Annotated in this window: 6 protein-coding genes and 1 pseudogene; 4 read left to right on the top strand and 3 right to left on the bottom strand. The window is 41.0% G+C overall.

Annotated elements, in window-relative coordinates:
• Positions 1 to 134 precede the first annotated feature (134 nt).
• Entirely contained in the window at positions 135 to 851 is a 717-nt protein-coding gene (locus tag HWQ38_RS14285) for a Uma2 family endonuclease (protein WP_292794579.1), read from the bottom strand.
• Positions 852 to 985: 134 nt separating this feature from the next.
• Here HWQ38_RS14285 and HWQ38_RS14280 point away from each other — a divergent pair.
• Positions 986 to 1964: pseudogene (locus HWQ38_RS14280) on the top strand (DUF4351 domain-containing protein).
• Positions 1965 to 2311: 347 nt separating this feature from the next.
• Here HWQ38_RS14280 and HWQ38_RS14275 read toward each other — a convergent pair.
• Positions 2312 to 3889: an NAD(P)H-quinone oxidoreductase subunit 4 gene (locus HWQ38_RS14275; RefSeq protein ID WP_292794578.1), complete on the bottom strand. Its 1578-nt coding sequence runs from the start codon at positions 3887 to 3889 to the stop codon at positions 2312 to 2314.
• Between the two features lie 338 nt (positions 3890 to 4227).
• Here HWQ38_RS14275 and HWQ38_RS14270 point away from each other — a divergent pair, with 338 nt between their 5' ends.
• Together HWQ38_RS14270 and HWQ38_RS14265 are read left to right on the top strand one after the other, a co-directional pair.
• Positions 4228 to 4443, top strand: coding sequence for a hypothetical protein (locus HWQ38_RS14270; RefSeq protein WP_292794577.1), 216 nt, complete (start codon positions 4228 to 4230; stop codon positions 4441 to 4443).
• A 96-nt stretch (positions 4444 to 4539) separates the two neighbouring features.
• Positions 4540 to 4746, top strand: coding sequence for a hypothetical protein (locus HWQ38_RS14265; protein ID WP_292794575.1), 207 nt, complete (start codon positions 4540 to 4542; stop codon positions 4744 to 4746).
• A gap of 50 nt (positions 4747 to 4796) precedes the next feature.
• Here the strand turns inward: HWQ38_RS14265 and HWQ38_RS14260 are convergent, their stop codons facing one another.
• A complete protein-coding gene (locus tag HWQ38_RS14260) occupies positions 4797 to 5024 on the bottom strand; it encodes a type II toxin-antitoxin system MqsA family antitoxin (RefSeq protein WP_292794573.1) in 228 nt (75 codons plus the stop codon).
• Between the two features lie 104 nt (positions 5025 to 5128).
• Between HWQ38_RS14260 and HWQ38_RS14255 the strand changes: the two genes are divergently transcribed.
• Positions 5129 to 5269, top strand: coding sequence for a hypothetical protein (locus tag HWQ38_RS14255; RefSeq protein ID WP_292794571.1), 141 nt, complete (start codon positions 5129 to 5131; stop codon positions 5267 to 5269).
• Positions 5270 to 5322: the final 53 nt, after the last annotated feature.

Here is a 5322-nt window from a genome sequence, read left to right as displayed (position 1 = left end):
GTTGAGAACCATAGTTTTCGCCCTCACCCTAAATCCCTCTCCCAGATATGGGAGAGGGACTTTGAAATTCTAGCTCCCCGAATCCCAGATTTGGGAGAAGGGGCTTCAGCCGTAGACGCGCTCGCTTACCATTACTAAATTTCTGGATCAACACCAAGGGCTTTCAACCTTTGAGTTAACATTTTCACCTGTTGTTCTGCTGCGACACGTTGCTGTTCTTCAAAAGCTGCGCGTTCTTCCGCTTCCCTGATGCGTTCTTCTGGTATCAGCAATCTTTGCCCTTCCTCGTCATACCAGTAGAGCCATTCCCGCACGATACCTTGATAAATTCCCCGTTCTCGCCCAATCCCTAAACCAATCTCTGGTAGCCAAACGGGATTTCCTGACATTAAAATATATTCCCCATCAACTAGATGATACACCTCCAAAGATGGATTTTTACGACGAAGGGGACTATACACAACGTAGTACAAAATTCCTAATTCTTTGGCATAAAATTCTTTCTTGGTAGTATATTCTTCCCGATATATTTGAGAAACAACTTCTAGTGCTAAAAATGGCGGTTTATTTTCTTCCCACAATACATAACTTAGGCGTAAGTCCTCATCAATGAAGCGTTTAACTCCTAAGCTGAGAAACCCATCGGGGACAATTGCTGATTTGTCTGGGTGATAATAAATACCCATGTCAACACCAAAGAACCAATCCCAGCGATCGCACCAAACCAAAGCCAGGATCGTTTTCAGCAAGCCGGGAATTAAATTTTGTAGTTCATTATCCACAGCAGTATCATCTGAGTCGGGTAGTTCTTCGGAAGATGGCAAACAATGCAACGGATTGTAGTTTAACATGAGCGGTTTTGCCAAATCTGATTGTACCTTGATTGTAGGAAATGTATTGATAATTAAGTAGGTATACTAAGGCAAAATGAGTGTGGATACTTTAATCCACATCAATGTTACCCAAATCAGCCACTTGGATAAATATGACAAATGTTAGCGAACGCGCTGATTTTGATAGCCCTTGGAAAGAAATTCTAGAAGCTTATTTTCCCCAAGCAATGCATTTCTTTTTTCCAGAAACTTCTGCATTAATTGATTGGGAACGTCCCTACGAATTTCTAGATAAAGAATTTCAACAAATAACTCGTGAAGCTGAACAGGGTAAGCGATATGCTGATCAATTAGTGAAAGTTTGGCAAACCCAAGGGAAAGAACTTTGGTTATTAATCCATGTTGAAATTCAGGCACAAAAAGAAGATAACTTTAGCAAGCGGATGTTTACCTACAACTTTCGCATATTTGACCGCTTTGATCAACCAGCAATCAGCCTTGCAATTCTCTGTGATCCAAACCGCGAATGGCGGCCAAGCAATTACAGCTACAATTATCCCAATACTCGCTTAAATTTTGAATTTGGCAGTGTTAAACTTTTGGATTACGAAAATCGCTTTTACGAGTTAGAAAATAGCGATAATCCATTTGCAACTGTCGTCATGGCGCATTTGAAAACGCAGCAGACATGCTCATCACCCGAACAACGCAAAATATGGAAGTTTCGCTTAATTCGTAGGCTATATGATTTAGGTTTACAAGAGCAGGATATTCGTAATCTGTATCGATTCTATCGATTGGGTTATGATATTACCAAAGGCATTGGAAAATCAATTTTGGGAAGAGTTTAAACAATTTGAGTAGGAGCGGACTATGAGATATGTAACTACAGGTGAGCGCATCGGCTACGAGCGCGGAAAACAAGAAGGTAAACAAGAAGGTAAACAAGAAGGTCAACAACGGCTTATTTTAAGGTTACTACAAAGACGAGTAGGAGAATTATCACCAGAATTGCAAGAGCGCATCAAATCTCTTTCTTTAAATCAATTAGAAAACCTTGGCGAAGCTTTGTTAGATTTTACTGCTATGGAAGATTTACTTAACTGGTTGCAAACAAATCAATCAGCTTAAAATCTAGGGCAGTTTAATTTGATAGAAAATTATTACCCAAGTTGGCTTTGTCAAGACCTTATTAATAATTGCTTACCTTGGCAGTCAGGTAAAAATATGAACTTTGGAGATTTTAATGAACAATATACATTACATTATTCTGATTGGATAGGTATTTTCTATAACATTGGATATGAACAAGCCATAACTTGGCATTAGAAAAAAATAAAAGGGTTTTGAATGTATCAGGGTTTGTGTGAAATCGTGTTAGGGGGTTAGGTTTTTGGTAGGTCAAGCACATCAAAAAAGGGCAGGTAGAAAACCCGCCCTCAAAGTAATAAATATTTAAACTAAACTAGCGATCGCAACTAATTACCGATTTGAGGCGCACTCAAAGAAACCTTTATTGCTTCTTCTTTTTGCTGTGCTAATGTCGGCACGGAATCACGCAATCTTGCTGTCAATTGTACAGTTGTGGTGTCGTACATTTGAGTTAGCAATTTTGGATAGAAACCAATACCAATAATTGGCACCAACAAACAGGCAATGATAAATACTTCACGGGGTTCAGCATCTATCAAAGCTTGGTGAGAAACTAATTCTTTGTTCTCTTCTCCGTAGAAAATTTCCCGCAACATTGACAACAGATAAATCGGAGTTAAAATCACTCCTACTGCCATCAAAAACACTACAATGACTTTGAAGGTAGAACTATAAGCATCGCTAGTAGCAAAGCCCACAAATACCATTAATTCTGCCACAAAACCGCTCATCCCTGGCAATGCCAAAGAAGCCATCGCACAGGTAGTAAACATTGCGAAAATCTTCGGCATCCTTTTACCGACACCACCCATTTCATCCAACATTAAAGTGTGTGTCCGGTCATAAGTTGCACCGACAAGGAAGAATAAACTCGCCCCAATTAAACCGTGGGAAACCATTTGCAATACTGCCCCACTTAAACCCAAATCTGTGAAGGAGGCAATACCAATCAGGACAAAGCCCATGTGAGAAATTGAGGAGTAGGCAATTTTTCGCTTCAGGTTGCGCTGGGCAAAGGATGTCAAGGCAGCGTAGATGATATTAACTACCCCCAAAACCACCAACACTGGCGCAAACAAAGCGTGGGCATCGGGCAGCAATTGGGCATTCATCCGAATTAAGGCGTAACCACCCATTTTCAGGAGAATACCTGCCAACAACATATGCACGGGGGCTGTCGCTTCACCGTGGGCATCAGGTAGCCAAGTGTGCAAGGGAATAATCGGCAACTTGACAGCGTAGGCAATTAGGAAACCAGCATAAAGTGCAAGTTGGAAATTCAGGGCGAAATCTTTGAGGGCGAGCGATCGCATATCGAACGTCACCGTATCGCCGTAAAATGCCATTGTCAGGGCAGACAGCAAAATAAACAGCGAACCGCCAGCAGTGTATAAAATAAATTTGGTCGCTGCATATTGTCGTCTTTTGCCTCCCCAAATCGACAGCAGAAAGTATATCGGTACCAATTCCAGTTCCCACACCAGGAAAAATAACAGCATATCCTGGACGGCGAACACGGCAATCTGACCGCCATACATCGCCAAAATCAAGAAGTAAAATAGCTTGGGCTTGAAGGTAACTGGCCAAGCTGCTAAAATCGCCAGCGTGGTAATGAATCCAGTCAAAATAATTAGCGGCATGGACAAGCCATCTGCCCCTACTGACCAATTCAAACCCAATTGTGGTACCCAGGGGTAACTCTCCACCAACTGCAAATCGGGATTGGAGAAGTCGTACCCGGTAGAAAAAGCGTAAACAATGAGTGCAAAATCTATCAGCCCTACGATCAGGGAGTACCAGCGCACTGTTTTGCCTTCTTTATCGGGGATGATGGGAAGAAGTAGCGATGCCGCTATCGGCAACAGAATAATCGTCGTCAGCCACGGAAAATTAGCTGTATTCATCACAATTTGTCTGCTATCAAAATCATGTTTGGCAAAAAGTCACTAGTAATTAAGTAACAGCTTTTTGGTGATTTAGTCTTCCTCGTTAGGTTGATTTAATTAAATTGGCAATTCCCCATTTTTTATCTTGGGAGTCTCTTTTGACACTTGGTAGTGCGGAATGTGGGTTTGGATACTTCCAGTTAAGTCAAAAATTTACCCTAAATAAGCCGCTAAACTATAATTCTCGTGATGCGATCGCGTAGCCCAACTCATCGCTAAAAATACACGATGCTGCTTGGTGGTTGTTGAAAAAAGCGATTTGGTGCAAAAAAAGCATGACAGGAGAAATAACCATAATGATCATCGCACAAATTGAAAGCCAGATTCGTTATGTCACCAACGTAAATGGAGAAACAACAGATGTACTCGTCCCTGTAGAACTTTGGCAACAGCTGATGAGTTCTATAAATTCTGATCACGTCAGTGGTTTAGTTTGGATTAATGAACAAGAGGCAAAAGCACAAATATTAGCCCATCTGCAAGAGTCTGTGCGACAAGCAGCAGTAGAATAAACTTTTCCAGTTTCAGAGCTTTGGGACTACAGTAAGCGATTTGATTGAGTTTTTTTAGTAAAATAGACAGGGAAAGTTGATAAGGGAAATTCGATTATGTCATCTCCAGCGATCGCTACTGTAATTAAGATGATGGAATCTTTATCTGAAGATGTGCAAGAAAGAGTTGCAGAACATCTCCGAGAGTACCTAGAAGATTTGCAAGATGAATTGAAGTGGGATAAATCATTTAAGAAAACTCAACAACAACTGATTGCATCTGCCCAATCCGCTAAAAGAGAGATTTCGCAAAGCTTACCTTGAGCGATCGCGTAGTCAAACCCATCACTAAAGCAAAAACGCCAATAAGAAAACTAAGCTGCATATCTAATAATATCTAATTCTGCTCCATTATTAATAGCTGACTCTGCTTTTTCTAAAACCTGTTCGGTAACTGCATCACTTAAATAATATTCACCACAGTTATCACAAATTTCTGCTGGAACTTTTTTTAAGACAATAATACATTCATCTCTTTCTAATGTCACAGTTACTAAACCTGGTTTAGTTTGTCCATGCTGACAAATTAGGCATTTCACCATCTTTATCTCCTACTTGTAAAACCATCTAGCCAAATATTAGCATCAGGAATATAAGCTGTTACTACATATCCTGTATCTGTAGCTTCATTGTAGGAACATACAACATGAATCGGTTTACTTATATCTTGCACCAGGCGACTGGAAGTCGCGGCTACACAGGCGAAACCCACCTCCGTGGGTTAAAAACCTTTGATTTTCTCTTAGTCCACGGAGGTGGACTTCGTTTGTATAGCCGCGATTTCTAATCGCCAGGGCTAGGTGCAAGATGTGAGCGCCCAACGGGCGCGATTAACGCTCC

This window comes from Nostoc sp. NMS7 (genome assembly GCF_017115085.1).
Classification (GTDB): domain Bacteria; phylum Cyanobacteriota; class Cyanobacteriia; order Cyanobacteriales; family Nostocaceae; genus Nostoc.
Note: the sequence above shows the minus strand (reverse complement) of the source record. Positions and strands in the feature narration are given on the sequence as shown.